Genomic DNA, 356 nt, shown 5'->3' with positions numbered 1-356 from the left:
TCTGTTCAATACGCGGCAGGGAGGAGAGGGCGATTTCACCCAAAACGTCCGGGTTTGTCGGCACTTCACGCCAGCCAACAACCGACAGCGTTTCGTTCTGCAGCTCTTCTTCTACAATGCGGCGGCTGGCACGGGCTTCCTCTTCGTTCTGGCTGAGGAACATCATGCCAACGGCGTAGTTCTTGGCTAAGCGCCAGCTGCGCTCTTCCGCCACCATGCGGAAAAAGCGGTCGGGCTTTTGTAATAACAGGCCGCAACCGTCGCCAGTCTTGCCGTCAGCAAGGATTGCGCCACGGTGCTGCATGCGGGCCAGTGCGTGAATAGCGGTACGCACGACCTTATGGCTAGGTTCGCCT

Annotated in this window: 1 protein-coding gene; it reads right to left on the bottom strand. The window is 58.7% G+C overall.

The features are described 5' to 3' along the window. Nucleotides 1-356, bottom strand: a 356-nt coding sequence (locus CVN76_RS02225) for a hypothetical protein (RefSeq protein WP_157805474.1), incomplete at both ends; no start/stop codon positions are given.

It is taken from the genome of Bacillus sp. mrc49 (assembly GCF_002803435.1).
This window is presented reverse-complemented; position numbering and strand designations above follow the sequence as displayed.